2 protein-coding genes are annotated in these 26,681 nt (G+C 75.6%); both read right to left on the bottom strand.

Annotated elements, in window-relative coordinates; translation table 11 throughout:
• Positions 1–50 precede the first annotated feature (50 nt).
• The gene (locus ACIP8W_RS00760; protein WP_402201509.1) at positions 51–10,841 is read right to left on the bottom strand and encodes a type I polyketide synthase; all 10,791 of its coding nucleotides are present in this window, start codon (positions 10,839–10,841) and stop codon (positions 51–53) included.
• A gap of 70 nt (positions 10,842–10,911) precedes the next feature.
• A complete protein-coding gene (locus ACIP8W_RS00755) occupies positions 10,912–25,848 on the bottom strand; it encodes a type I polyketide synthase (RefSeq protein ID WP_402201507.1) in 14,937 nt (4,978 codons plus the stop codon).
• Between the last annotated feature and the right edge of the window lie 833 nt (positions 25,849–26,681).

Below are 26,681 nucleotides of genomic sequence, written 5' to 3'. Positions count from 1 at the left end.
GCCTTCTCCGGCAAACGGCGTACATAGATCGTGGGGGTGGGCCGTGGGTGTCACGAGATGCCCAGTTGGTTGTCGATGAGGTCGAAGATCTCGTCGTTGGTGGCGCATTCGATGCGGTCCGCGCTGACCGCGCCGTCCGCCGCTCCGCCCGCCTCCAGGCGGGCCAGTACCTCCCGCAGCCGCTGGGACAGCCGGTCGCGGTCGGGGGCGTCCGGCGCCAGGCCGGCGACCAGTTCGGCGAAGCGGTCCAGCTCCGCGAGCGGGGCGGGGGCCTCGGCCGGGCGGCGCCGTCCGGTGGCGCCGATATGGCGGGCCACCGCCTCGGGGGTCGGGTGGTCGAAGACCATCCCTGCGGGCAGCCGTATGCCGGTGGCGGACGTCAGCCGGTTGCGCAGTTCCAGCCCGGTGAGGGAGTCGAAGCCGAGCTCCTTGAAGGGCCGTGAGGTCTTGAGCAGTTCGGGCGAGGCATGGCCGAGGACAGCGGCGGCGTGGGCCTGCACCAGGTCCAGCAGCGCGCGGTGGGCGTCCGCCTCGGAGAGCCCGGCGAGCCGGTCCATGAGGCCGACGGTCTCTCCTCCGCCGTTGCCGTGCGCGGCGGCGGTGCGCCGACGCGGTGTACGGACGAGGTCGCTCAGCATCGCCGGGACGTCCTGCCCGGTACCGGCGCGCAGCGCGGCGATGTCCAGCCGGGCGGCCAGCAGGTACGCCTCCTGCGAGACGAGGGCCGCGTCGAACAGCGCCAGCCCTTCGGCGGAGGTCAGCGTGGTGATGCCGGCCCGGCGCAGCCGGAGCAGGTCCACCTCGCCGAACATGCCGCTGCTCTCCTCCCACAGGCCCCAGGCGATGGACAGGCCCGGCAGTCCCTCGGCGCGGCGGCGCTCGGCAAGTGCGTCCAGCGCCGTGTTGGCGGCGGCGTAGTTGGCCTGTGCGCTGCCCGCGAGCAGGGTGATGGAGGAGGAGAACAGGACGAAGGCGGCCAGGTCGGCGTCCCGGGTCAGCGCGTGCAGGTTCAGCGCCGCGTCCGTCTTCGGACGCAGCACCCGCTCCAGCCGCTCGGGGGTCTGCGAGGAGAGCACCCCGTCGTCGAGCACCCCGGCCGCGTGGACCACGGCCGTCAGCGCGTGCTGGGCGGGCACCGCCGCCAGCACCGCCGCGAGCCGGTCGCGGTCGGCCGCGTCGCACGCCTCGATCCGCACCTCGGCGCCCAGCGACACCAGTTCCTCGCGCAGCGCGTCCGCGCCCGAGGCCTCCGGACCGCTGCGGCTGGTGAGCAGCAGATGACGCACCCCGTGCTCCGTCACCAGATGGCGGGCGACCTTGGCGCCGAGCAGACCGGTACCACCGGTGATCAGCACCGTGCCCTCGGGATCCAGCGGGGCCGGCGGCGGCGCCAGGGTGCCCGGCCGTCCCGCCCTGGCCAGCCGGGGTACGGACGGGGTCCCCGCGCGTACGGCGAGCTGCGGTTCCCCGGCGGCGAGGGCCCCGGCGAGCACCTGGCCCAGGGCGTCCGCCGACGCGTCGGCGCCGTCCAGGTCCACCAGGACGAACCGGTCCGGGTGCTCGGCCTGGGCGGCCCGCACCAGCCCCCAGGCGGCGGCCTGCGCCGGGTCGGCCGGGTGGCCGCCGGGTCCGGTCACGACCGCGTGCCGGGTGAGGACCACGAGCGGGGCGTCGTCGGGCCGGGCGTCCGCCGTCCACTGCCGCACCACGGCCAGCGCGGCGGTGGCGGTGTCCCGGACGGCGTCGGCCGGGTCGGGGGCGGTGGCGGGGGGGCAGGTCCAGACGACCGGCGTGGCCGGATCGGCGCCCCGGTCGGCGTACGACACCCACCCGGTGAGGGGTGCGACCGCCTCGGCGCCGCCGGGCAGCGGTGTCCAGGCCAGGCGGTACAGCCCGTCCCGGCCCGCGGCGGCGGCCGCGAGCAGCCCCGGGGCGGGCGGGCGCAGCACCAGCGACTCGGCCGACAGGACCGGCTGCCCGGCCGGGTCCCAGCAGTCGAGGACCACCGTGTCGGTCCCGGCCCGGCCGATCCGTATCCGCAGCGCGGTGGCCCCGGTGGCGTACGGGGTGACGCCGTTCCAGGAGAAGGGCAGCAGGGCCGCCGCCGACCCGCCTTCGAGCAGGGTGGACGCCTGTACGGCGCCCTCCAGCAGGGCCGGGTGGAGCAGGTAGCCGGCGCCGTCGGGCTGTCGTTCGAGCGCCGTCTCGGCGTAGACGTGGGTGCCGGTCCGCCAGGCGGCGCGCAGCCGCTGGAAGGCGGGGCCGTACCCGCAGCCGGCCTCGGCGAGGTCGTCGTACAGACCGGTCAGGTCGACCGGCTCGGCGCCGGGCGGCGGCCAGGCCGCGGGCGCGGCGGGTCCTTCGGCGTGGTCGCCGGGGGCGAGGGTGCCGGTGGCGTGCGAGGTCCAGTCGGCGCCGGGGTCGCGTTCGGCCCGGGAGTACAGGCCGAGCGGTCGCCTGCCGCTGTCGTCGGGCGGTCCGACGCGCAACTGGACCTGGACGGCGTCCTGTTCGGGCAGGACCAGCGGGGTGTGCAGGGTCAGTTCGTCGATCAGGACCCGGTCGACCTCGTCGGCGGCGCGGAGCGCGAGTTCCAGGAAGGCGGTGCCGGGGAGCAGGTTCGTCCCGGTGACGGTGTAGTCGGCCAGCCAGGGGTGGGTCCTGGCCGACAGCCGTCCGGTGAGCAGTTGCTCACCGGAGTGGGCCAGATCGACGGCGGCGCCCAGCAGCGGGTGGTCCGTGGCGCCCAGCCCGGCGGCGGTGACATCGCCGCCCCGGGCCAGGACGTCCAGCCAGTAACGGCTGCGCTGGAAGGCGTACGTCGGCAGCGCGGCCGTCGGGCCCGCACCGAGCACGGCGGACCAGTCGACCGCCACGCCCCGGACATGGGCCTCGCCGAGGGAGAGCAGCAGCCGGTCCAGCCCCCCGTCGTCGCGGTACAGCGAACCGACGACCACGCCCGTGGCCTCGGCGCCCTCCAGGCGCTCGTGGAGCCAGACGGTCAGCACCGGGTGCGGGCTGGACTCGACGAACGTGTCGTGGCCCGAGGCGATCAGCGCGCCGACGGTCTCGTGGAACTCCACCGGCTCCCGCAGGTTGCGGTACCAGTACGCGGCGTCCAGACCCGTGGTGTCCAGGACCCCACCGGTCACGGTCGAGTAGAAGGGAACGTCCGAGCGGCGCGGGGTCACCCCGGCGAGCGCGTCCAGCAGCTCCTGGCGCAACGCGTCGACCTGGGGCGAGTGCCCGGCGAACGTCACCCCCGGGACCGGCAGCCTCGGCACACCATCGGCGGACAGTTGCGCGCCGAACTCGTCCAGCGCCTCCGGATCGCCCGAGACCGTCACCGAGGCGACCCCGTTGACCGCCGCGACGCCCAGCCGGTCGCCCCAGGGCGCCAGCCGTTCGCGTACCTCGGCGGCGGGCCGGGCGACGAACAGCATCGCCCCTCGGCCCTCCAGTGCGAGCAGCGCCCGGCTCCGCAGCGCGACGACCTTCGCACCGTCCTCCAGGGACAGCGCACCCGCCACCACGGCGGCCGCGACCTCGCCCTGGCTGTGGCCGATGACGGCCGCCGGCTCGACACCGTACGACCGCCACACCTCCGCCAGCGACACCATCACGGCCCACAACGCGGGCTGCACCACATCGATCCGCTCCAACGACGGAGCACCCGGCTCGCCGCGCAGAACGGCGACGACCGACCAGTCCACATACGGGGCGAGAGCACGTTCACACGCGGCCAGCCGCTCCGCGAACACCGGCGAGGAGTCCAGCAGCCCGGCCGCCATCCCCTCCCAGTGCGACCCCTGCCCCGGGAAGACGAAGACGGTGCGCCCGACGGCGGTCGCCGTGCCCTGGGCGAGGGTGGCGCCGGGTGTGCCGGTGGCGCCGGGTGTGTCAGTGGCCAGCGCCCGCAGTCCGGCGGCCAGTTGCTCGCGGTCACCGACCAGAACGGCCCGGTGGGTGTGCGGGGTACGGGTGGTGGCGAGGGCGAGACCGATGGCGGCGGCGCTGTCGTCGGGGTGGGTGTCCGCGTGGTCGGCGAGCCGTCCGGCCTGGGCGCGCAGCGCTTCGGGGGTGTGGCCGGAGAGCATCCAGGGAACGTCGGTGGCGGGCCGCGTGTCGGCGGCGGGCGCCGGCTCCTCGATGTCCTCCAGGATGACGTGGGCGTTGGTGCCGCTGATGCCGAACGAGGAGACCCCCGCACGACGGGAACCGCCGGGAGCGACCGCCCAGGGACGCTCGGCGATGAGCAGCTCCACCCCGCCCGAGGACCAGTCCACCTCCGGCGTCGGCGCGTCCACATGCAACGTCCGGGGCAGCACCCCGTGCCGCATCGCCTCCACCATCTTGATGACACCACCCACCCCGGCAGCCGCCGAGGTATGACCGATGTTCGACTTCAACGACCCCAGCCACAACGGCCGGCCCTCCGGACGCTCCCGCCCGTACGTCGCCAACAGCGCCTGCGCCTCGACAGGATCACCCAGCCGGGTGCCCGTCCCGTGCGCCTCCACCACGTCCACCTCGGAAGCGGCCAGCCCGGCATCGGCCAGCGCCGCCCCGATCACCCGCTGCTGCGAAGGACCGTTCGGCGCGGTCAGGCCATTGCTCGCGCCGTCCTGATTCACCGCGGAACCCCGGACCACCGCCAGCACCCGACGCCCGTTACGCCGCGCGTCCGACAGCCGCTCCAGCAGCAGCACGCCGACGCCCTCGCCGAAGCCGACGCCGTCGGCCGCGGCGGCGAACGCCTTGCAGCGGCCGTCGGCCGACAGGCCGCGCTGGCGGCTGAACTCGACGAACAGCTGGGGACTGGACATGACCGTGACGCCACCGGCCAGCGCGAGGGAGCACTCGCCGGACCGCAGCGCCCGCACCGCCAGGTGCAGGGCGACCAACGAGGACGAGCAGGCCGTGTCCACCGTCACCGCCGGACCCTCCAGGCCCAGGGCGTAGGAGACGCGGCCCGATACGACGCTGCCCGAGTTCCCCATGCCGAGGAACCCCTCCACGTCCTCGGGAACGTACGGCAGCCGGGAGGCGTAGTCCTGGTGCATCACACCGGCGAAGACGCCGGTCGTACTGCCACGCAGTGTTGCCGGGTCGATGCCCGCGCGTTCCACGGTCTCCCAGGACGTCTCCAGCAGCAGCCGCTGCTGCGGGTCCATCGCCAGCGCCTCGCGCGGCGAGATCCCGAAGAAGTCCGCGTCGAAGTCGGCCGCGTCGTCCAGGAAGCCGCCGGACCGGGTGTAGGAGGTGCCGTGGTGTCCGGCGGAGGGGTTGTAGAGGGTGTCCAGGTCCCAGCCCCGGTCGGCCGGGAAGGCGGAGATCGCGTCGGTGCCGGAGGAGATCAGGCGCCACAGGTCCTCGGGCGAGCGGACGCCGCCGGGGTAGCGGCACCCCATGGCGACGACCGCGATCGGGTCCTCCTCGGCCGTCGCACCGCCGGTGGCGGCCGGGGTGACGGCCCGTGGGGCGCCCTCGCCCAGCAGTTCGGCGCCGAGGTGGACCGCGAGGATCTCGGGGGTGGGGTGGTCGAAGACGAGGGTGGCGGACAGCCGCAGCCCGGTGGCGTTGCCCAGCCGGTTGCGCAGGTCGACGGCGGCCAGCGAGTCGAAGCCGAGGTCCCGGAAGGCGCGTCCGGCCTCGATGGCGTCGGATGACGGGTGGCCGAGTACGGCGGCCACCTGGCCGCGGACCAGGTCCAGCAGGGCGCGGCGGCGGCCCGCGGCGTCCAGCGCGGCGAGCCGCTCCAGCAGCGGGTGCCGGTCGCCGTCGGCGGCGGCGAGCGCGGCCTGCCGCCGGGCGGGCAGCCGTACCACTCCGTGCAGCAGCCGGGGTACGGAGTCGGTGGCGGCGCGGGCGCGCAGCGCGGCGGTGTCCAGTCGCACGGCCACCAACAGCGGTTCGTCGACCGTGAGCGCGGCGTCGAGCAGGGCGAGGCCCTGTTCGTCGGTGAGCGACGGCAGGCCCGAGCGGGCGATGCGGCGGACGTCGTCGTCGCTGAGGTGGCCGGTCATGCCGCCGCGCCGCTCCCACAGCGTCCAGGCGATGGACTGCCCCGCCAGGCCCTTCGCCCGGCGGTGGTGGGCCAGGGCGTCCAGGAAGACGTTGGCGGCGGCGTAGTTGCCCTGTCCGGCGCCGCCGATGGTGCCCGTGGCGGAGGAGAACAGGACGAAGGCCGCGAGGTCCATGCCCTCGGTCAGCTCGTGCAGGTGGAGCGCCGCGTCCGTCTTGGGACGCAGCACCCGGTCCAGCCGCTCGGGGGTCAGCGAGGAGAGCACCCCGTCGTCGAGCACCCCCGCCGTGTGGACCACGGCGGTCAGCGGATGCCCGGCGGGCACCTCCGCCAGCACCACCGCGAGCAGGTCACGGTCGGCCGCGTCGCACGCCTCGATCCGCACCTCGGCGCCCAGCGCCTCAAGCTCCTCGCGCAGCGCGTCCGCGCCGGAGGCCCCCGGGCCGCTGCGGCTGGTGAGCAGCAGATGACGCACCCCGTGCGCCACGACGAGGTGCCGGGCGACCTGGGCGCCGAGCAGACCGGTGCCACCGGTGATCAGCACCGTGCCCTCGGGATCCAGGGCGGGTGCCGCGCCGTCGGATACGGGGACCCTGGCGAGCCGGGGTACGTACGCCTGGCCGCCGCGTACCACGAACTGCTCCTCGCCGGTGGTGGCGAGGACGGCCGCGAGGGCGGCCGACGGGTCGGTGTCCGCGTCGAGGTCGGCCAGGAGGAAGCGGTCGGGGTGCTCGCTCTGGGCGGAGCGCGCCAGCCCCCACACCGCGCTGTGCGGCAGGTTCGGTACGTCCTCGCCGGGCCGGGCCGCGACCGCGCCACGGGTGACCAGGACCAGCCGCGCCCCGGTGAACCGGTCGTCGGCCAGCCAGTCCTGGAGGAGTTCCAGGGCCTGGTGCGTGCCGGTCCTGGTGGCGTCGGCGAGCGCGTCGGCCCCGGTGTCCGGTCCTGCGGGGGCCGGGCCGAGGTCGGCGAGGACCAGCTCCGGTACGGGCGCGCCGGAGTCGAGGGCGGCCCGCAGCGCGGCGAGGTCCGGGTAGGTGCCCGCCGCGCCGGGGTCGCCCACCGGGGCCAGGAGCGCCCAGGCCGCCGGGGCGGAGCCCGGGGTGGGGCGGAGGGGGGTCCAGTCGAGGCGGTACAGCGAATCGTGGTGGCGCTCGCCGCCCGGCGCGGGGAGGTTCCCGGGGGTGGGCGAGCGCAGGGCGAGACCGGCGACGGTCAGGACGGGCCGGCCGGCCGGGTCGAAGGCCCGCAGCGACACGGTGTCGGGGCCGGCGGGGGCGATGCCTACGCGCAGGCTCGTCGCGCCCTGGGCGTGCAGGGTGGCCCCGTTCCAGGCGAACGGCAGCCTGCCCTCGGTGGACTCCCCCAGCCCGGTGGCGTGCAGGGCGCTGTCCAGCAGGGCGGGGTGCAGCCCGAACCGGGCGGCCTCCGCCTGCTCCTCGGACCGCAGCCCCACCTCCGCGAACACCTCGTCACCCCGACGCCACACCGCACGCAACCCCCGGAACGCGGGCCCATAACCGAACCCACCCGCCGCGAACCGCTCGTACAGACCATCCAGCTCCACCGGCTCGGCACCCACCGGCGGCCACACCACCAGCTCACCCGGACCGGCCTCACCCACCGGACCCAACAACCCCCGGGCATGACAGACCCACGCCTCATCGGCGGACGCGTCACCGGACCGCGAATGCACACTCACCGGCCGCACACCCGAACCATCCGGGCCACCGACCGACAGCTGCACCACCACCCCACCCCGCTCGGGCACCACCAACGGAGCCTCCAGCACCAACTCCTCGACCAGACCACACCCCACCTGATCCCCGGCCCGCACCACCAACTCCAGGAACGCCGTCCCCGGCAGCAGCACACTGCCGAGCACACCGTGATCCGCCAGCCAGGGATGGGTGTGGGTGGAGAGGCGGCCGGTGAGGATCAGGCCGTCGCCGTCGGCGAGGGTCACCATCGCGCCGAGCAACGGGTGGTCGGCGGCGGCGAGTCCGGCGGAGGTCATGTCGCCCGGGGAGGCGGCGGTCTCCTCCAGCCAGTACCGCTGCCGCTGGAACGCGTAGGTGGGCAGGTCGGCCCGGCCGGGGCGGTGCCCGGCGTAGGCGGCCCGCCAGTCGACGGGGACGCCGTGGACGTGCAGTTCGCCGACGGCCGCGAGGAAGGTGTCCCGGCCGCCGTTGTCACGGCGCAGGGTGCCGGTCACCACGGCTCCCTCGGCCCCCGCCGACCGGGTGGTCGCCTCCATCGGGACGGTGAGCACCGGGTGGGGGCTGACCTCCAGGAGGATCTGGTGGCCGTCGGCCAGCAGGGCGCGGGTGGTCTGTTCGAACTCGACGGTCCGGCGCAGGTTGCGGTACCAGTAGTCGGCGTCGAGGCCGGTGGTGTCCAGCGGCTCCGCGGTGACCGTGGAGTAGAAGGGGATGTCCGAGGGGCCGGGGCTGATGTCGGCGAGCAGCCGCAGCAGTTCGTCCCGGATCCGCTCGACGTGGGCGCTGTGCGAGGCGTAGTCCACGTCGATGCGCCGGACCCCGAGGTCACGGGCGGTGAGCAGACCGACCAGGTCGTCCAGCGCGGACCGGTCACCGGAGACCACCACGGAGGCGGGCCCGTTGACGGCGGCGACGGACAGCCGGTCGTCCGTCAGCAGGGCGCGGACCTCCTCGACCGGCAGCGGTACGGAGACCATGCCGCCGGCCCCGGACAGCGCGCCCAGGGCGCGGCTGCGCAGCGCGACCACCTTGGCGCCGTCCGCCAGGGACAGCGCCCCGGCGACCACGGCGGCGGCGATCTCGCCCTGGCTGTGCCCGGCGACGGCCGCCGGTTCGACGCCGTACGACCGCCAGAGCGCGGCCAGCGACACCATCACGGCCCACAGGGCGGGCTGGACCACGTCCACCCGCTCCAGCGAGGGGGCGCCGGGCTCCCCGCGCAGGACGGCGGTCAGCGACCAGTCCACGTACGGGGCGAGGGCGGCCTCGCACGCGGCCAGCCGCTCCGCGAAGACCGGGGCGTCGTCCAGCAGCCCGACGGCCATGCCGGCCCACTGGGACCCCTGGCCGGGGAAGACGAACGCGGTCTCGCCGCCGGACGCGCCGGTCCCGCGCACCACTCCGGGCGCGGGGGTGTCCTCGGTCAGGGCGCGCAGGCCGCTCAGGAACCCGTCCCGGTCGGCCGCGACCACGACCGCGCGGTGTTCGAGGGCGGCCCGGTGGGTGGCCAGGGCGTGGCCGACGTCGACGAGTTCCTGTCCGGGGTGCTCGTCGAGGTGGGCGGCGAGGGAGCGGGCCTGGGCCCGCAGGGCGTCGCGGCTGCGGCCGGAGACCGGCCACGGCAGGGCCTGCGGGGGTCCGGGGACATCGGACGCGCCGGTCCCGTCGGGGCCGTCCGCCGCCTCCTCGGAGGGGTCGGGTCCGGCCTCCTCCAGGACGACGTGCCCGTTGGTGCCGCTGATGCCGAAGGACGACACGGACGCCCGGCGGGGCGCGCCGGTCTCCGGCCAGGGCACGGTCTCGGTGACCAGCTCCACGGCCCCGGCGGACCAGTCGACGGTGGGGGTGGCGTGCTCGGCGTGCAGGGTGGGCGGCACGGTGCCGTGCCGCATCGCCATCACCATCTTGATGATGCCGCCGACACCCGCCGCCGCCTGGGTGTGGCTGATGTTGGACTTGAGCGAGCCGAGCAGCAACGGCCGGCCGGCGGGCCGGTCCTGGCCGTACGTGGCGAGCAGCGCCTGGGCCTCGATGGGGTCGCCGAGCGGCGTACCGGTGCCGTGCGCCTCGACCACGTCGACCTCGGCGGGGGTGAGCCCGGCATCGGCCAGCGCCCGCCGGATGACCCGCTGCTGGGCGGGCCCGTTGGGGGCGGTCAGCCGGCTGCTCGCGCCGTCCTGGTTCACGGCGGTGCCGCGTACCACGGCGAGGACGGGGTGGCCGTTGCGGCGGGCGTCCGAGAGGCGCTCCAGCAGCAGCATGCCGACGCCCTCGCCCCAGCCGGTGCCGTCGGCTCCGGCGCCGAAGGACTTGCAGCGGCCGTCGGCGGCCAGCCCGCCCTGCCTGCTGAACTCCAGGAACGGGAACGGGGTGGACATCACCATGGCGCCGCCGGCCAGCGCCAGCCCGCATTCCCGCCGGCGCAGGGCCTGACCGGCCAGGTGCAGGGCGACCAGGGAGGAGGAGCAGGCGGTGTCGACGGTGACCGCCGGGCCGCCGAGGCCGAAGGTGTAGGAGAGCCGGCCCGAGGCGATGCTGTCGGAGTTGCCGTTGGCGATGTAGCCCTGGATGTCGTCGGGCACCTGGCTCAGCCGCTCGGCGTAGTCCTGGTACATCACGCCGACGAAGACTCCGGTGTCGCTGCCGCGCAGCTCGCCGGGGTCGATGCCCGCGCGTTCGAAGGACTCCCAGGTGGTCTCCAGCAGCAGCCGCTGCTGCGGGTCCATGGCGAGCGCCTCGCGCGGCGAGATCCCGAAGAAGGCGGGGTCGAAGTCGGCGGCGCCGGTGAGGAATCCGCCCTCCGCCGCGTAGGTCGTCCCGGGGCGTTCGCGGCTGGGGTCGTACAGGGCGTCCATGTCCCAGCCCCGGTCGGCGGGGAAACCGGAGACCGCGTCGGTGCCCGAGGCCACCAGCCGCCACAGCTCCTCGGGGGACCGGACGCCGCCCGGGTAGCGGCAGCCCATGCCGATGATGGCCAGCGGCTCGTGCTGCTGGGCCTCCATGTCCTGCAACTGCCGCCGGGTGCGGTGCAGATCGGTCGCGACCCGCTTGAGGTAGTCGCGGAGCTTGTCGTCGTTCACTGTGCCGTCAGTCACTGGGTACCGTCACCTTCGAACGCGCGGGCATGAGCGTGGGGGGAGCGCCGATTCACGGCGGTGCTGGGGTTCACGACATGCCTAGTTCGTTGTCGATGAACTCGAAGATCTCGTCGTCGCTGGCCGTGCCCATCCGCTCCTCCAGACCGTCCCGCGCCGGCTCGCCGGGTTCCGGGCGCACCCGGCCGAGCAGGGCCTGGAGCCGGGCGATCAGCTCCGGTCCCGCCGTACCGCCGTCCAGGGCGCCTTCCAGCAGGCCGAGTTCGGCCAGTCCGGTGGTGTCGGCGGCCGGGTCGGCGGCTTCCGGTACGAGTTCGGTGGCGAGGTGCCGGGCGACGGCGCCGCAGGTGGGGTGGTCGAACAGCAGGGTGGCGGAGAGCCGCAGGCCGGTCGCGGCGCCGATCCGGTTGCGGAGTTCGACGGCGGTGAGCGAGTCGAAGCCCAGCTCCAGGAAGCCGCGTTCGACCTCGACCGAGGCGGGCCCGGGGAAGCCGAGCACGATGGCGGCGTGGCCGCGTACCAGGTCCAGCAGGGTCCGTCGGCGCCGGCTCTCGGACTGGCCGCCCAGGGTGCGCCGGAGCGTGTCGACCGCGTCGGGGGATGTCTCGCCGGCGGTCACGCTGCGGCGGGCGGGGGCGCGCACGAGTCCGCGCAGCAGTGCCGGGACGCCGCCGGTCGCGCTCTGGGCGGCCAGGGCCGCGGTGTCCAGCCGCAGGGGCAGCAGGACGGGGTCGCCGGTGGCGGTGGCGGAGTCGAACAGGGCCGCGCCCTCGGCCGGTGAGAAGGCGACGATGCCGCCTCGGGCGAGGCGCCGGAAGTCGGCTTCGTCGAGGCCGCCGCTCATGCCGCTCTCGTTGTCCCACAGGCCCCAGTCCAGCGACGCGGCGGGCAGGCCGAGCGTCCTGCGGTGGTGGGCCAGGGCGTCCAGGAAGGCGTTGGCGGCCGCGTAGTTGCCCTGGCCCATGCCGCCGAGGACACCGGCGACGGAGGAGAACAGGACGAAGGCGGCCAGCTCCCTGCCCTCGGTCAGCTCGTGGAGGTTCCAGGCGGCGTCGACCTTGGGCCGCAGCGCGATATCGAGCTGTTCGGCCGTCATCGCGGCGACGACCCCGTCCGCGAGCGCGCCCGCCGCGTGGACGACGGCGGTCAGCGGATGGGCGGCGGGCAGCCCGTCGAGCAGCCGTGCCAGCGCGTCCCGGTCGGCGGCGTCGCAGGCCACGACCTCGGCGTGGGCGCCGAGTGCGGCGAGGCCCGCGACCAGTTCGGCGGCTCCCTCGGCGGCGGGGCCGCGGCGGCCGGTGAGCAGCAGGCGCCGCACTCCGTGCTCCGTCACCAGGTGACGGGCGATCACACCGCCGATGGCGCCGGTGCCGCCGGTGATCAGGACCGTGCCGGGGCGTCCCCAGTCGGGCGCCGTCGGCTCTCCGGAGTCCGGTACGCGGGCCAGTCGGGCGAGGTGCGCCCGGCCGTCGCGCAGGGCCAGTTGGGGTTCGCCGGTGGCAACGGCGGCGGTGAGGCCGGCCCGCGAGGCGTCGGTGTCGTCGAGGTCGGCCAGGACGAAGCGGCCCGGGTTCTCCGTCTGCGCGGAGCGCACCAGCCCCCATACGGCGGCGTGGGCCAGGTCCGGTGTGTCGCCGGGCTCCGCCGGTACGGCGTCCCGGGTGGCCAGCACCAGGGTGGCGCCGTCGAACGTGTCGTCGGCCAGCCACTCCCGTACGAGGGCGAGGACATGGCCGGTGAGCTGTCGTACCGCGTCGGCCATCGCCGGTCCGGCCGGTGCGGCCGGGACGGGGGCGAGGACGACCGCGGGCGCGGCGGCCCCGTCGGCGATCTGCCGGGAGAGCGCGCCGAGGTCGGTGGCGGAGCGGGTGACGCCGTGGAGCGCCCATTCCGGCGCGTCGGCGCCGATGACGGCCCATCCGTCGGGGGCGGGGGCGGCCGGCAGGGGCAGCGTGGGCCACTCGACGCGGTACAGGTCGTCGTGGTGCGCGGTCCTGGCGGCCCGTACCTGGTCCGGGGAGACGGTGCGGAGCACCAGGGACCGGATGGCGGCGACCGGTTGCCCGGTGGTGTCGGCGGCCAGTACGGACACGGCGTCCCGCCCGGCGGGCGTCAGCCGGACCCGCAGCGCGGGCGCTCCGGAGGCGTACAGCCGGACACCGTTCCAGGCGAACGGCAGCCACTGTCCTTCGGTGTCCTTCAGTACGCCGAAGGGCAGCGCGTGCAGGGCGCTGTCCAGCAGGGCGGGGTGCAGCCCGAACCGGGCGGCCTCCGCCTGCTCCTCGGACCGCAGCCCCACCTCCGCGAACACCTCGTCACCCCGACGCCACACCGCACGCAACCCCCGGAACGCGGGCCCATAACCGAACCCACCCGCCGCGAACCGCTCGTACAGACCATCCAGCTCCACCGGCTCGGCACCCACCGGCGGCCACACCACCAGCTCACCCGGACCGGCCTCACCCACCGGACCCAACAACCCCCGGGCATGACAGACCCACACCTCATCGGCGGACGCGTCACCGGACCGCGAATGCACACTCACCGGCCGCACACCCGAACCATCCGGGCCACCGACCGACAGCTGCACCACCACCCCACCCCGCTCGGGCACCACCAACGGAGCCTCCAGCACCAACTCCTCGACCAGACCACACCCCACCTGATCCCCGGCCCGCACCACCAACTCCAGGAACGCCGTCCCCGGCAGCAGCACACTGCCGAGCACACCGTGATCCGCCAGCCAGGGATGGGTACGCGTGGACAGCCTGCTGGTGAACAGGACCCCGTCGGTGTCGGCGAGCGGGACGGCGGCGCCCAGCAGCGGGTGATCGGCGGACTGGAGCCCGGCGGCAGCGATGCCCCCGGCGGGCGCGGACGCGTCCAGCCAGTACCGCTCGCGCTGGAAGGCGTAGGTGGGCAGGTCGGCCGGGGCCGCCCCGTCCCCCGCCCGGCCGGTGCCGGTGGCGTCCAGCACCGTCGGCCAGTCCACGGCCGTACCCCGGACGTGGAGGTGTGCGAGGGCGTCGGTCGCGGCACGGGTCTCGGGCCGGTCCTTGCGCAGCAGCGCTACGAGGGCGCCCGCGGCGGACGGGTCCGCCGGGTCCGTGAGGGCGGCGGTGTCGTCGTCGAGGCAGTCGCGGCCCATGGCCGTCAGCGAACCGTCGGGGCCGAGTTCGAGGTACGTCACGGCGCCTTCGGCGGCGAGCCGCCGCATGCCGTCGTGGAAGCGCACCGCCTCACGGACGTGCCGTACCCAGTAGTCGGCCGAGCCCAGCTGCTCCGCCGTGGCGAGTGCTCCGGTGAGGTTGGAGACGATCGGAATGCGCGGCGGCCGGAAGTCCAGGCTCTCGGCGACCTTCCGGAACTCGTCCAGCATGGCGTCCATGTGGGGCGAGTGGAACGCGCGGCCGACCTTGAGCCGCCGGGCCTTGCCGCCCCGGGCGCGCCACTGTTCCGCGAGCTCGTCGACGGCGTCCGCGTCCCCGGAGACGACGACGGAGGCCGGTCCGTTGACCGCGGCCACCGCGACCCGGTCCTCGCGGCCCGCCAGCAGCGCCGTGACGTCCTCCTCTGAGGCGGTCAGCGCGACCATGGCGCCGCCCTCGGGCAGGGCCTGCATCAGCCGTCCCCGGGCCGCGACCAGCGCGGCGGCGTCGGCCGCCGACAGCACCCCGGCCACGTGCGCGGCCGCCAGTTCGCCGATCGAGTGTCCGAGCAGCAGGTCGGGGGTCACGCCCCAGTGGGCGACCAGCCGGAAGAGGGCGACCTCCAGGGCGAACAGGGCGGGTTGGGTGAATTCCGTACGGTCCAGCAGGGCCGCCGCGTCCGAGCCCTCGGGGGCGAAGACCACCTCGCGCAGCGGCCGGTCCAGCAGCGGATCCAGCTCGGCGCAGATCGCGTCGAAGGCGTCCGCGAAAACGGGGTGCCCCGCGTAGAGTCCGGCGCCCATGCCGGCCCGCTGGCTGCCCTGTCCCGAGAAGAGGAACGCGGTCCTGCCGGACACGGCCGTGCCGTGGGTCACGCCGGGCGCGCCGCCGGACGAGGCGAGCGCCTTCAGCCCGTCGGTCAGCGCCTCGCGGCTGTCGCCCACGACGACGCCCCGGGACTCCAGGACGGCGCGGCCGGTCGCCAGCGTGTACGCGACATCGGCCGGGTGCGGCGCGGTACGGGTGTCGGTGTGCTCCAGCAGCCGCCGGGCCTGGGCCCGCAGGGCGGCCGGGCTCCGGGCCGACAGGAGCCACGGGACGACGGACTCGCCGCTGTCGCCACCGGCGTCCGTGCCGGCCGGCGGCGCGTCGGCGTCCTGCGGCCGTACGGCCTCGTCCGGGACGTGCTCCACGATCGTGTGCGCGTTGGTGCCGCTGACGCCGAAGGCCGAGACCGCGGCCCGGCGCGGGTGGCCGGTGTCCGGCCAGGGGGTGTCCTCGGTGAGCAGCGCCACGGCGCCCGCCGACCAGTCGACGTACGGAGTCGGCGCGTCGACGTGGAGGGTGCGCGGCAGGACGCCGTGGCGCATCGCCATCACCATCTTCTGGAGACCCGCGATGCCGGCGGCGGCCTGGGTGTGGCCGATGTTGGACTTCATCGAGCCGAGCAGCAACGGCCGGTCGGCGGGCCGGTCCTGGCCGTACGTGGCGAGCAGCGCCTGGGCCTCGATGGGGTCGCCGAGCCGGGTCCCCGTGCCGTGCGCCTCCACCGCGTCGACCTCGTCCGCGCGCAGCCCCGCCGAGGCCAGGGCCTGACGGATGACACGCTGCTGGGAGGGGCCGTTGGGCGCGGTCAGGCCGTTGCTGGCGCCGTCCTGGTTGACCGCGGAGCCCCGGACCAGCGCGAGCACCGGATGGCCGTTGCGCCGCGCGTCCGACAGCCGCTCCAGCAGCAGCATCCCGGCGCCCTCGCCCCAGGCGGTGCCGTCGGCGGCCGCGGCGAAGGGCTTGCAGCGGCCGTCGGCGGACAGCGCGCGCTGCCTGCTGAACTCGACGAAGGTGCTGGGGGTCGACATCACCGTGACCCCGCCCGCCAGGGCGAGCGAGCACTCGCCGGCGCGCAGCGCCGAGACCGCCAGATGGACGGCGACCAGCGACGAGGAGCACGCGGTGTCGACGGTGACGGCCGGGCCCTCCAGTCCGAAGGTGTAGGCGATACGGCCGGAGGCGACGCTGCCGAAGCTGCCGAGGCCGAGGTAGCCCTCGATCTCCTCGGGGGGCTGCTGGACGCGGGGGCCGTAGTCGCGGTGGCCTGAGCCCACGAAGACCCCGGCGCGGCTGCCCTTGAGCGTCGCCGCGTCGATGCCGGCCCGCTCGAACGCCTCCCAGGAGATCTCCAGCAGCAGCCGCTGCTGGGGGTCGATCGCCAGCGCCTCGCGCCGGGAGATGCCGAAGAACTCCGGGTCGAAGTCGGCGGCGTCGTGCAGGAAGCCGCCTTCACGGGCGTAGGTCCGGCCCGCCTTCGCCGGGTCGGGGTCGTACAGTCCGTCGAGGTCCCAGCCCCGGCCGGTGGGGAACTCGGAGATGGCGTCGGTGCCCGAGGCGACCAGCCGCCACAGCTCCTCCGGGGTCGTGACCCCGCCGGGGTAGCGGCAGCTCATCGCGACGACGGCGATCGGGTCGTCGTCGGCCCGGACCGCCGCCCCGGCCGGGGTGGGGACGGCCGGGGCGGCGGAGTGCGCCGGCGCCGTGCCCGCCAGTTCGGACCAGATGTGGCCGACCAGGGCGACGACGGTGGGGTGGTCGAAGACCAGGGTCACCGACAGCCGCAGTCCGGTGACCGCGGCGAGGCGGTTGCGCAGGTCGACCGCGGTGATCGAGTCGAAGCCGAGGTCCTTGAAGACCCGGTCGTCGATGTGGGCGGGGTCGGGGTGGCCGAGGACGGCGGCGGCCTCGGCGCGGACCAGCCGGGTCAGTTCCGCGTACCGCTCCTCCTCGGGCAGTCCGGCGAGGAGGCCGTCGGGGGAGGCCGCCGTGGGGCGCCGGGTGGGGGCGGGGGTGTCCCGTGCCTCGATCAGTTCGCGCAGCACGGCGCCGGGGCGCAGCGCGGTGTGGGCGGGTATCAGCCGGTCCCAGTCGAAGTCGCAGAGGACCAGCCGGGTCTCGGCCCGGTCCAGGGCCTCGCCCAGGGCGGTGACCGCGAGTTCCGGGTCCATCGGCGCCAGGCCGCTGTGGACCAGCCGGTCCCGGGCGGAGGTGGCGGAGCTGTCGCCCGCCCACAGCCCCCAGGCCAGGGAAGTGGCGGGCAGGCCCCGGGAGCGCCGCTGTTCGGCGAGGGCGTCCAGGAAGGCGTTGGCGGCGGCGTAGCTGCCCTGCCCGGGGCTGCCCAGGGTGCCGGTGACCGAGGAGAAGAGGACGAACGCGCTCAGCTCCAGGCCCTGGGTGAGGGCGTCCAGGTTGAGCGCGGCGTCCAGCTTGGGGCGCAGGACGGCGGCGAACCGTTCGGGGGTGAGGGTGTCGAGGATGCCGTCGTCCAGGAAACCGGCGACGTGCACGACGGCGCGCAGCGGGCGGTCCTCGGGGATCCCGGCGAGCAGCGCGGCGAGCGCGTCCCGGTCGGCGGCGTCGCAGGCGGCGACCCGGGCCTCGGCGCCGAGGTCCGCGAGTTCGGCGACCAGTTCGGCGGCGCCGGGCGTGTCGGGGCCGCGGCGGCCGGTGAGCAGCAGGTGCCGGGCGCCGGAGCGGGCGAGCCCGCGCGCGACATGGGCGCCGAGCGCGCCGGTGCCGCCGGTGATCAGTACGGTGCCGGTGGGGGTCCACCCGGGGCCGGGCGTCCCTTCGGCAGGCCGGGCCCGCACGAGCCTGCGGCCGAAGGCGCCGGACGGCCGGACCGCGATCTGGTCCTCGCCACCGGTCCCGGTGAGGACGGCGGCCAGCCGGGCGCCGGAGCGGTCGTCCAGGTCGGACGGCAGGTCGATCAGTCCGCCCCAGCGCTGCGGGTACTCCCCGCCCGCCACGACGCCGAGGCCCCACAGGGCCGCCTGGGCGGGAGCGGTGAGGGCGTCGGAGCGTCCGACGGAGACCGCGCCGCTGGTCGCGCACCACAGCGGGGCGTCGATGCCGACGTCGCCGAGTGCCTGGAGCAGGGCGACGGTGAGGGCGAGTCCGGCCGGGAGCGCGGTGCCCTCGGCGTACGGCTCCTCGGCGAGGGCGAGCAGGGAGAGTACGCCGCCGGTGGCGTCCGGGGCGGGCAGCGCGCCCAGCCGGCCGGCGAGGGCTGCCCGGTCGGCGTCGGCGGCGATCTCGACGGGAACGACCCGGGCGCCGTGCCGTTCGAGGGCGCGCAGCGCGCCCGTCACGACGGGCCGGTCGGCCGCGGCGGCCGGGACGACGACCCACCAGGTGCCGGTGAGGGTGGCCGCGCCGGTCGTGGCCAGGTGCAGGGGGGTGAAGGTGACGCGGTAGCGCCAGCCGTCGAGGGTGTCGCGGCCCCGGCGGTCGCGCTGCCAGCCCGCGAGGGCGGGGAGCACGCTGTCCAGGGAGGCCCGGACGGTCTCGTCCTCCTCCGGCAGGCGCAGCGCGGTGGCGACGGCGGGGAGGTCCCGGCGTTCGACGGCGTCCCAGAAGGCCGTGTCGGCCGGCCCCCGGCCGCCCGGGGCGGCGGGGCCGTCGGCCGACGCGGGCTCCAGCCAGTAGCGCTGCCGCTGGAAGGCGTAGGTGGGCAGGTCGACGCGGCGGGCGCCGGGCGCGGCCCGGTCCAGGATGTCCGGCCAGTCGATCGGCGCGCCGACGGTCCACGCCTCGGCGAGCGAGGCGAGCAGGCGGGTGGGGCCGCCGTCGTCGCGGCGCAGCGTCCCGACGGCGGTGACGGGCCGGCCGGCCCGCTGTGCGGTCGCGTCGACGCCGATGGTGAGGACGGGGTGCGGGCTCGTCTCGACGAAGAGGTCGAATCCGGCGGCGAGCAGGTTGGTGGTGGCGCGGGTGAACTCGACGGGTTCGCGCAGGCTCCGGTACCAGTAGTCGCCGGTCAGCAGCGCTCCGTCGATCGGCTCGCCGGTCACCGTGGAGTACATGGGCACCTCACCGGTGCGCGGCCGCAGGCCGGTCAGGGCGGTGAGGAGGTCGTCCTGGACCTGGGCCACATGGGGTGAGTGGGCCGCGTAGTCGATCGGGACGCGCCGGGCGCGTACCCCTTCGGCCGCGCAGGTCGCGAGCAGTTCGTCCAGGGTGGCCGGGTCACCGGCCACCACGATCGCGTCGGGTCCGTTGACGGCGGCCACGCAGAGCCGGTCGCCGTGGGGGGCCAGCAGGGCGCGTACCCGGTCCTCGTCGACGGCGAGGGAGACCATGCCGCTGGTCCCGGCCAGCCGTCGCAGGATCTGTCCGCGCAGGGCGACGACCTTGGCCGCGTCGTCCAGGGACAGCGCCCCGGCGACGCAGGCGGCGGCGATCTCGCCCTGGCTGTGGCCGACCACGGCGCCGGGTTCGACGCCGTACGACCGCCAGAGCGCGGCCAGCGAGACCATGACGGAGAACAGCGCGGGCTGGACCACGTCGTCCCGGTCGAGCGAGGGCGCGCCGGGCGCGCCGCGCAGGACGGCGGTCAGCGACCAGTCCACGTAGGGGGCGAGGGCGGCCTCGCACGCGGCCATGCGCTCCGCGAAGACCGGCGAGCCGTCCAGCAGTCCGACGGCCATGCCGTCCCACTGGGACCCCTGGCCGGGGAAGACGAAGACGGTACGGCCCGTGGCGGTCGCGGTGGACCGGACCACGGCCGAGTCGCTCCGCCCGGCGGCGAGGGCGGCCAGGCCGCCCAGCAGCGTGTCGCGGTCGGTGCCGACGACGACGGCACGGTGTTCGAGGGCGGCCCGGGCGGTCGCCAGCGTGTGGCCGACGTCGGCGGGGCGCAGCTCGGGACTGTCCGTCAGACGGGCGTGGAGCCGGGCGGCCTGGTCGCGCAGCGCCTGCGCGCCACGGCCGGAGAGCGGCCAGGCGACGGCGGCCCGGAGCGGCTGCCCGTCCGGCGCCTCGACGGGCTCCTCGGCGTCCGGCTCCGGGGGCTGTTCGAGGATGACGTGGGCGTTCGTACCGCTCATCCCGAAGGAGGACACCCCGGCCCGGCGGGGGTGGGCTTCGCGGGTCCACGGCCGGGGTTCGGTCAGCAGTTCCACCGCGCCCGCCGACCAGTCGACGCCCGGTGAGGGCTCCTCGGCGTGCAGGGTCCGGGGCAGGACGCCGTGGCGCATCGCCTGGACCATCTTGATGACCCCGGCCACACCGGCGGCGGACTGGCTGTGCCCGATGTTGGACTTCAGCGAGCCGAGCAGCAACGGCCGGCCGGCGGGCCGGTCCTGGCCGTACGTGGCGATGAGGGCCTGGGCCTCGATGGGGTCGCCGAGCCGGGTCCCCGTGCCGTGCGCCTCCACCACGTCCACCTCGGCGGGCGCGATGCCCGCACCGGCCAGCGCGCTGCGGATGACGCGCTGCTGCGCCAGGCCGCTGGGCGCGGTCAGGCCGTTGCTGGCGCCGTCCTGGTTGACCGCGGAGCCCCGGACCAGCGCGAGCACCGGATGGCCGTTGCGCCGCGCGTCCGACAGCCGCTCCAGCAGGACCAGGCCGACGCCCTCGGCCATGCCGAAGCCGTCGGCGGAGGCGCCGAACGCCTTGCAGCGGCCGTCGGGGGCCAGTCCGCGCTGGCGGCTGAAGCCGGTGATGGGCGTCGGGGTGCCCAGGACGGACGCGCCGCCCGCGAGCGCCAGCGAGCACTCCCCCGAGCGCAGTGCCTGGGCCGCCAGGTGCACGGCGACCAGCGAGGACGAGCAGGCCGTGTCGACGGTGACGGCGGGGCCCTCCCAGCCGAAGGTGTAGGCGATACGGCCGGACAGGAGGCTGGGCGAGACCCCGGTGAGGAGGTGGCCCTCCACCTCCGCCGGTATGTCGCCCGTACCGCCGTAGCCCTGGTAACCGGCCCCGGCGAACACGCCGACCTGGCCGCCGCGCAGGGCGGCGGGGTCGATGCCCGCGCGCTCCAGGGCCTCCCAGGTGGTCTCCAGCAGCAGCCGCTGCTGCGGGTCCATGGCGAGCGCCTCGCGCGGCGAGATCCCGAAGAAGGCGGGGTCGAAGTCGGCGGCGTCGGTGAGGAATCCGCCGCCCTCGCTGTAGGTGGTGCCGGGCCGGTCGGGGTCCGGGTCGTACAGCCGCTCCAGGTCCCAGCCGCGGTCGGCGGGGAGTGCGGAGATGACGTCCCGGCCCTCGGCCACGATGCGCCACAGGTCTTCCGGGGTCCGTACGTCACCGGCGTAGCGGCAGCTCATGGCGATGATGGCGATCGGGTCGTCGCCGTCGGCGGACACCAGGGCGGGGGCGGCGGACAGCGCCGGGGCGGCGGCGGATCCGAGCAGTTCGTCGCGCAGGTGTCCGGCGAGCGCGGTGACCGTGGGGTAGTCGAACAGGACGGTGAGCGGGAGCCCGAGGCCGGTGGCGGCGTTGAGCCGGTGGCGCATCTCCGTGCTGGTCAGCGAGTCGAAGCCGAGGTCCTTGAAGGCGCGGTCGGGCGCGATGGTGTCGGCGGATCCGTGGCCGAGCACCCCGGCCGCGTGGGCGCTTACCAGCTCGGTCAGCAGCCGGTCGCGGTCGGCGGGGGCCAGCGCGGCGGTCCGGTCGCGCAGCGCGGCGGCGGTCCCGTCGCCGTCCGGCCGCCGGGGGACGCTCTCCCCGGCGAGGGCGTGGCGGGCCTCGGGCAGGTCGCGGAGGAGCGGGCTGGGCCGGGCCGAGGTGAACGCGGGGGCGAACCGCTCCCAGTCGACGGCGGTGACCAGGGTGGTGGCCGCGCCGTCGGAGAGGAGCTGCTGAAGGGCGGTCAGCGCGACCGCCGGGGCCATGAGGGGGTCGCCCGCGGGGGCGGCGGCCGGGTCCGCGTCGCCTTCGGACCGCCAGCCGCCCCACGCCACGGAGGTGGCGGTACGGCCCCGACCCCTGCGCAGGTCGGCGAGGGCGTCGAGGTAGGCGTCGGCCGAGGCCGGGGCGGCCTGACCGGCGCTCCCCCAGACGCTGGAGGCGGAGGAGAACAGGACGAAGGCGTCCAGGCCGTCCCGGTCGAAGACGGCGTCGAGGACGGCGGCCCCGGCGACCTTGGCGCGGAGGGCGTCGGCGAACTCCTCGGGGCCGGTGTCGCCCAGCGGCGCCGACGGGCGGGTTCCGGCGGCGTGGATCACGGCCCCGATGCGGTGGCCGTCCTGCTCGATGCCCGCCACCAGCGCGGTGAGCCGGTCCCGGTCCGCGACATCGCAGGCGGCGAGGGTGACACGGGCGCCGAGCGCGGTCAGCTCCTCGGCCAGGTCGGCCGCGCCGGGGGCGTCGGCGCCCCGGCGGCCGACCAGGACCAGGTGTTCGGCGCCGTGCCGGGCCAGCCGGCGCGCGACGTGCCGCCCGAGGGTGCCCGTACCGCCGGTGACCAGGACGGTGCCGGACGGCTGCCAACCGTCCGGGCGGGCGGGGTCGGCGGAGCGCGCCCGGACCAGCCGCCTGCCGTAGACGCCGCCGTGGCGTACGGCGACCTGATCCTCGCCGTCCCAGCCGGCCAGGACCCGGCACAGCCGGGTGGCGGCCCGCTCGTCGAACGTCCCGGGCAGGTCGACCAGACCGCCCCAGCGCTCCGGGTGTTCCAGCGCCGCGACCCGGCCGAGCCCCCAGACCAGGTGCTGTCCGGCGGCGGCCACCAGGTCGCCGCGGCCCGCCGTGACCGCGCCCCGGGTGGCGCACCACAGCGGGGCGTCGAGGGCGCTGTCGCCGAGTGCCTGTACGAGGGTCAGGGTGCGGGCGGTGCCGAGAGGGAGGTGGGGGTGGTCCGGGTGGGGCCGCTCGTCCAGGGCGAGCAGGGAGAGGACGCCGCGGACCGGACCGGCCGCGCCCGCCGCCGCCTCGGACAGCCGGGCGGCCAGCGTCGCCCGGTCGGCGTCCGCGTCGGTCAGGACGGTGGGGACGGGGACGGCTCCGGCCGCGCGGAGGGCCTGGACACAGGCGTCCGGCAGCGCGCCGCCGGCCAGCGCGTCGGTGACCACGACCAGCCAGGTCCCGGCCAGGGCGGCCGGGCGGCCGGCCACGTTCTCGGCGAGCGGGCGCCAGTCGATCCGGTAGCGCCAGGAGTCCGCCGTCGCCCGTGCGTCGCGCCGCCCGCGCCAGTCGGCCAGGGCGGGCAGCAGCACGGTCAGCGGGTCCTCCGGGCGGACGCCGAGCAGCGCGCCGAGCGCGGGGAGGTCGTGTCCGCCGACGGCCTCCCAGAAGGCGGTGTCCACGGGGTCGGTGGTGGTCTCCGTACCGGCCGGGCGGGGTTCCAGCCAGTACCTCCGCCGCTGGAAGGGGTACGTGGGCAGCTCCACGGCGTCGTCCGGGTGCCCGGAGAAGAGCGTGTCCCAGTCCGGCGCGAGACCGCCGGCATGGGCCTGTGCCAGGGAGAGCAGGAACCGGTCCAGACCGCCCCGGCCCCTGCGGAGGGTGCCGAGGGCGAGCGCGTCGGACCCCGCGGCCTCGGCCGTCTGGCCGACGCCCACGGTCAGCACCGGGTGGGCGCTGCTCTCGACGAAGAACCGGAACCCCTCGGCGAGCAGGGCGCGGGTGGCCTCTTCGAACCGTACGGTCTGCCGCAGATTGCGGTACCAGTACCCGGCGTCCAGCTCACCGGCGTCCAGCCAGCGCAGGTCCACGGTGGAGAAGAACGGCACCTCGCCCGCCGTCGGCTCGATGTCCGCCAGGCACTCCAGCAGCCGCTCGCGGATCTCCTCGACATGCGCGGAGTGCGAGGCGTAGCCGATCGGGACCCGGCGGGCGGGTATGCCCTCGGCGGTCAGCTCGGCCAGCAGCGTGTCGATCGCCTCGATGTCGCCCGACAGCACGGTGGAGGCCGGTCCGTTGGTGGCGCCGACGGAGAGCTTGCCGTCCCGGCGCCGGAGCCGGTCGGCCAGTTCCTGGAGCGGCAGCGGGATCGAGAGCATGCCGCCCCGGCCGACCAGGTCGGCCAGGGCCTGGCTGCGCAGGGCGACGATCTTCGCGCCGTCCTCCAGGCTGAGCGCGCCCGCCACGACGGCGGCGGCGACCTCGCCCTGCGAGTGGCCGAGGACGGCGTCCGGCTCCACCCCGGCCGAGCGCCAGAGCGCGGCCAGCGACACCATCACGGCGAACAGCGCGGGCTGGACGACCGCGTCCCCCTCCAGCGAGGGGGCGCCGGGCTCGCCGCGCAGGACGGCGGTCAGCGACCAGTCCACGTACGGGGCGAGGGCGGCCTCGCACGCGGCCAGCCGCTCCGCGAAGACCGGCGAGGAGCCGAGCAGGTCGAGGGCCATCCCGTCCCACTGGGACCCCTGGCCGGGGAAGACGAAGACGGTACGGCCCGAGGGCCCGGCGGTGCCACGGACCACATGGGCGGCCTCGGCCCCGGCGACCAGGCCGGTCAGTCCCGTACGGAACCCGTCCCGGTCGCCCGCGACCACCACGGCGCGGTGCGCGAACGACGAGCGGGTGGTGGCGAGGGCCCGCCCGAGGGCGCCATGGCTCAGGCCGGGCTCCGCGTCCAGGAGGGCGAGCAGCCTCCGGGCCTGTCCTGTCAGCGCCTCCTCGGTACGGCCGGAGAGGACCCAGGGCAGCAACGGCAGCGGGTCGCGGGAGTCCGTGGCCCCGGCCTGGGCGCGCGCCTCCGCCGGGGGTGCCTCCTCCAGGATGACGTGGGCGTTGGTGCCGCTGAGACCGAACGAGGAGACCCCCGCACGACGGGAACCGCCGGGAGCGACCGCCCAGGGACGCTCGGCGATGAGCAGCTCCACCCCGCCCGAGGACCAGTCCACCTCCGGCGTCGGCGCGTCCACATGCAACGTCCGGGGCAGCACCCCGTGCCGCATCGCCTCCACCATCTTGATGACACCACCCACCCCGGCAGCCGCCGAGGTATGACCGATGTTCGACTTCAACGACCCCAGCCACAACGGCCGGCCCTCCGGACGCTCCCGCCCGTACGTCGCCAACAGCGCCTGCGCCTCGACAGGATCACCCAGCCGGGTGCCCGTCCCATGCGCCTCCACCACGTCCACCTCGGAAGCGGCCAGCCCGGCATCGGCCAGCGCCGCCCCGATCACCCGCTGCTGCGAAGGACCGTTCGGCGCGGTCAGGCCATTGCTCGCGCCGTCCTGATTCACCGCGGAACCCCGGACCACCGCCAGCACCCGACGCCCGTTACGCCGCGCGTCCGACAGCCGCTCCAGCAGCACCAGGCCCGCGCCCTCGGCCCAGGTGGTGCCGTTGGCGGCCGTGGCGAAGGGCTTGCAGCGGCCGTCGGGCGCCAGGTTGCGCTGGCGGCTGAACTCGACGAACAGCTGAGGGGTGGGCAGGACGGTGACGCCACCGGCCAGCGCGAGGGAGCACTCGCCGGACCGCAGCGCCCGCACCGCCAGGTGCAGGGCGACCAACGAGGACGAGGAGGTGGTGTCCACCGTCACCGCCGGACCCTCCAGGCCCAGGGTGTAGGAGATCCGGCCGGAGATCACACCTGCCGCCGTGCCCGTGGGCAGCATGCCCTGGACGTCGGCCCGGTCGTGCGATCCGTCACCGTAGCCGTTGGCCGTGGCGCCGATGAAGACACCGGTCGCGCTGGAGCGCAGCGCCGCCGGGTCGATGCCCGCGCGTTCCACCGTCTCCCAGGAGACCTCCAGCAGCAGCCGCTGCTGCGGGTCCATCGCCAGCGCCTCGCGCGGCGAGATCCCGAAGAAGTCCGCGTCGAAGTCGGGCGCCTCGTGCAGGAAGCCGCCGGACCGGGTGTACGAGGTGCCGGGGCGATCCGGATCCGGGTCGTAGAGGGCGTCCAGGTCCCAGCCCCGGTCGGCGGGCCACTCGGAGATGGCGTCGGTCGCCGAGGAGACCAGGTCCCACAGCCGCTCGGGGCTGTCCACACCACCCGGGTAGCGGCAGCCCATCGCCACGATCGCGATCGGCTCGTGACCGGCTTCCGCCTCCTCGTACCGGCGCCGCCGTGTCCGACCGGCGTCCCCGGTCACCCGTTCGAGATCCTCAAGACGCTTCTGCTCATCCGGCATCTTCGCGGCGCTCCCTCATGCCATTCCGAAGTTCTTGTCGAGAAGGTCGAACAACCCGTCGGCGCCGACCGCCCCCGAGGACAGTGATGTCCTCGGGGGCGGGGCGCGTACGAGGTTCCACAGGCACACACCGGCGTTGTCGCACGGGGGCCAGGGGGGTCAGGGCCGCGTCCGGCGCCTCCGTCCCGGCAGGCCGCACGGGCCACCGCGAACACGGCGTGGCCGCCCCGGCACGAGCGGACGGCAGAGGGCTCCCGGGGCGGGCGCGCCGGGCAGTCGACGGGAGTGACCCATAACCGCGGCCGCTGCGCGCGGGGCGATTCCGCCCTGGGAAGGTATTTCTTCCGTTTCAGGCTTCCCAGATATACAGAAAATGCGAGTTCTTCGGGCCACGGGAGCACTCTCCCAGCCCGGCATATCGTTTCGATAGCGCCGGACGCGACGCGCGGCCGAACCTCACGGACACAGAACTTATTGTTTCAAGTAACCAGCGCCATGGGTATCCTGCCTGCCAAAACGGTCCCATCCGGTCACGCGGCCCCATTACCTGAGCGAGATCCTGCGCCCGCATCATGAATTTTCCGTCGTATTTACGCGTTTCCCGTCGCGCATTCATGAAGGTAATAGTCCGCCGCCCCCGAGTCCGCCCCCCATCGTGTCGCCGCGCCCGGCCGGAGAACTGTCTCCGGCAAAAAAGTCCTTGATCTGCGGAACACGCAAGAAACCCCCTGATCCACAGATCAGGGGGGTGGTCGCGCAAGGCGCCGATATGTCCGCCCATAAAGGAAACGGTCCAGGGCGGGCTCACCGTGAACCGGCCCCGGGCCGTCCGC

Origin of the sequence: Streptomyces sp. NPDC088554 (assembly GCF_044752945.1) — a bacterium.
Lineage (GTDB): Bacteria > Actinomycetota > Actinomycetes > Streptomycetales > Streptomycetaceae > Streptomyces.
This window is presented reverse-complemented; position numbering and strand designations above follow the sequence as displayed.

Excerpts from the sequence above, each read along its gene's own strand:
- ACIP8W_RS00755 (WP_402201507.1), bottom strand. The coding sequence starts at position 25,848 with ATGCCGGATGAGCAGAAGCGTCTTGAGGATCTCGAACGGGTGACCGGG.